At 49.4% G+C, this 2,727-nt stretch carries 3 protein-coding genes, 1 pseudogene and 1 riboswitch; all 4 genes and pseudogenes read left to right on the forward strand.

All coding sequences use genetic code 11. The features are described from left to right. Positions 1 to 323: pseudogene (locus KDK19_RS10960) on the forward strand (cobyric acid synthase CobQ); the annotation flags it as partial. A gap of 47 nt (positions 324 to 370) precedes the next feature. Continuing rightward, complete coding sequence (locus KDK19_RS10965; RefSeq protein ID WP_257291955.1) at positions 371 to 964, forward strand: cob(I)yrinic acid a,c-diamide adenosyltransferase; 594 nt, start codon at positions 371 to 373, stop codon at positions 962 to 964. A 119-nt stretch (positions 965 to 1,083) separates the two neighbouring features. Beyond that, positions 1,084 to 1,293, forward strand: a riboswitch (cobalamin riboswitch). A 181-nt stretch (positions 1,294 to 1,474) separates the two neighbouring features. Next, positions 1,475 to 2,491, forward strand: coding sequence for a cobalamin-binding protein (locus KDK19_RS10970; RefSeq protein WP_257291956.1), 1,017 nt, complete (start codon positions 1,475 to 1,477; stop codon positions 2,489 to 2,491). Between the two features lie 6 nt (positions 2,492 to 2,497). Further along, positions 2,498 to 2,727 (forward strand): TonB-dependent receptor plug domain-containing protein (locus KDK19_RS10975; RefSeq protein ID WP_368736457.1); only part of this gene is annotated, 230 nt, incomplete at its 3' end.

Genomic DNA, 2,727 nt, shown 5'->3' on the forward strand with positions numbered 1-2,727 from the left:
CACTTCCTGATATGGAAAAAGTTTCGGTGACAGGTTACGAGATTCATGCGGGCATTACCCATGGGCCGGCTCTGGGCAATCCTCTTATTCATCTGAAACAGGGTGTGGACGGTGTCATGTCTGAAGATGGTCAGATTTTTGGTACCTATCTGCATGGCGTCTTCGAAACAACGGAGGCCTGCAATGCTCTTTTAACCTGGTCGGGTCTCAGGCAATTAGCGACACTGGACTACGAAACACTCAGAGAAGAAGGTATCAATAGAATGGCAGATGCCGTCGAGCAGAATATTGATTTGAATACATTGGTAGCTGTTGATCAGTGAAAAATATTTGACTGTTCCAAAGAGTGATGAGTGAGGGGATATTTAAAATGACAGAAGAACGCAAAGGTTATCGCCTGACCAAAATTTATACCCGTACCGGTGACAAGGGAACCACCCGGATTGGCAGTGGTGACGTATTATCGAAAGCCGATGATCGAATTGAAGCCATTGGCTCTGTTGATGAGACGAACAGCTGGATGGGGATGTTGCTCAATGTGCTCAGGCAATCCGATGATTTGACCGACACGCAGCTGAGTCGGGTCAGTGAGATTCAGCACAGACTGTTTGATGTTGGCGGGGAGTTGGCCATGCCAGGATATCAATTGATTCAGAAAGAACATACGACAGTAATGGAAGTATTGATTGACGAATTGAATGAACACTTACCACCATTGAAAAATTTCACACTGCCTGGTGGTGGCACGGCCGCCTGTCATTGTCATATGGTAAGAACCGTTTCCCGCAGGGCCGAACGTGCAGTGATTCGACTGCGTGAATCCGGTGCGGACATTAATGCCCCTCTCATTACTTTCCTCAACAGGCTGTCCGATGTGATGTATGTGCTCTCAAGGCATTGTGCCAGAAAGAACGAAGGCGAAGTGCTCTGGCTGGCCTCTCCCAAATCAAAGATCGAAGAGTAATTTCGCTTTTCGAAAGAGGGGTGAATTAAAACGAAAGTTCGGGTAATATGCCCGACCTTTACGAAGGTTCCACGGTGACAATGGCCTGCGCTTAGAAAGTGCTGACCCTTTAAGACGCTGTGGATTGTTTGCAAAACGGTCTGTTTATCCGATTGCAAACGATAGGGAACGGGGTTTTAAACCCGGCTGTGCCCGCAACTGTGACGGAGTAATGCGTTCTCAAGAAAGCCTCTACGGGCTTTCCAAACCACTGGATTCAAGATCCGGGAAGGTGAGAAAAGCATGTTGATCCCGGAGCCAGGAGACCTGCCTTCAGTAAAGCAACCATGGAAGCTCGATGCTATCGAGCTTTCTAACCGGGCGGGTCACCTGGCGGTTGGGAATATTCATATCTTCCCCGGATACTGACAAGTCTCTGACAGGAGAGATCGGTCATCACTGTCCTGCGGCTGGAGCTTTGCGTCCGGCTAACTGTCTGCCGCCCTGAGAAACATCGATCTCAGGGATTCCATGAGGCATCTGCATCAAACAAGTCGGGAACGAATTCGTTCACCTCTCAAGAAGACTGTCGCAAAAGTGCTGCGCTTTTTTGAGAGGTATCGTCAGCCTGCAATCTGGCTGACTGTTTTCGTATTGTCTGGCTATACGACGTTGTTAAAGGCTTCAGAGGTTTGCGTAGAAGACGACCTCAAAAGAGAAGTCTGTGTTCCCGAATCCGTCAAAAAAATAATTAGTCTTTCTCCGGGCTCAACTGAGTTGATCTATGCTGCAGGGGCGGGCAAACAGGTTGTTGCGGTTGACGATCACAGTGACTACCCACCCGCCGTTACTAAAGTTCCCCGAATAGGCGGCTTTCCCAATGTCAGCGTTGAAGCCATCGCTGCCATGAAACCGGACATAGTGGTGGCCTGGGCAGGCGGCAACAGTCCAAAAGTGACGTCAAGGCTGGAATCATTGGGCGTCAGTGTTTTCTATATTGACCCACTGAGTTTTTCTGAGATTGCATCGGTTATCAGGCGATTGGGGAAACTGTTTGGTACCTCTGTGGTAGCAGATAAAGAAGCAAAAAGGTTTCTGGCGCGCTACCAATCTATCAAGAAAAAATACCGGCTCAACAAGCCTGTCACTGTCTTTTATGAAATCTGGAACAAACCGCTGATGAGCATCAGCAGGAAGCAGATTATCGGGCAGATGATAGAACTCTGCGGCGGACAGAATATTTATGCTGACTCAAAAATACGGGTGCCCAAAGTCAGCATGGAATCCCTTCTGGTCAAGAATCCTGAGGTCATTGTCAGCTCCAACAATCTCAAAGACGGCAAAACCATCGAAGAGCGCTGGTCGAAATGGAGCGATCTACAGGCGGTGAAAAAGCACCATCTGTTGACTGTTCAAGGCCATTTGATATCCAGACCGACACCCCGGGCGCTGGATGCTGCCGAGTCCCTTTGTCAACAACTTGAGAGCGTCAGAAAAGAAAGTCTTGCCAAGGCTTCAAAGACGCCAGAAAACACACACAAGGAATAACCCCCCATGCCTAATACATTGCGCATTGCAGTCGCACTGGCGACAGCAGGACTGGCTGGCTCGCTTCAGGCCAGTGAAGAAGTCATCGAGCTCGAGGAAGTGGTTGTGACAGCTTCCAGAACCGCTCAGTCGGTTGATGAGGCTTTGGCTCCGGTTACCGTGATTACGCGGGAAGATATTGAGCGGAGTCAGGCGACCAGTGTGCCGGAGTTGCTCAGCAAAACACCGGGTATGCA

The sequence above is a fragment of the Endozoicomonas sp. ONNA1 genome, from assembly GCF_024606325.1.
Taxonomy (GTDB): Bacteria; Pseudomonadota; Gammaproteobacteria; order Pseudomonadales; family Endozoicomonadaceae; genus Endozoicomonas_A.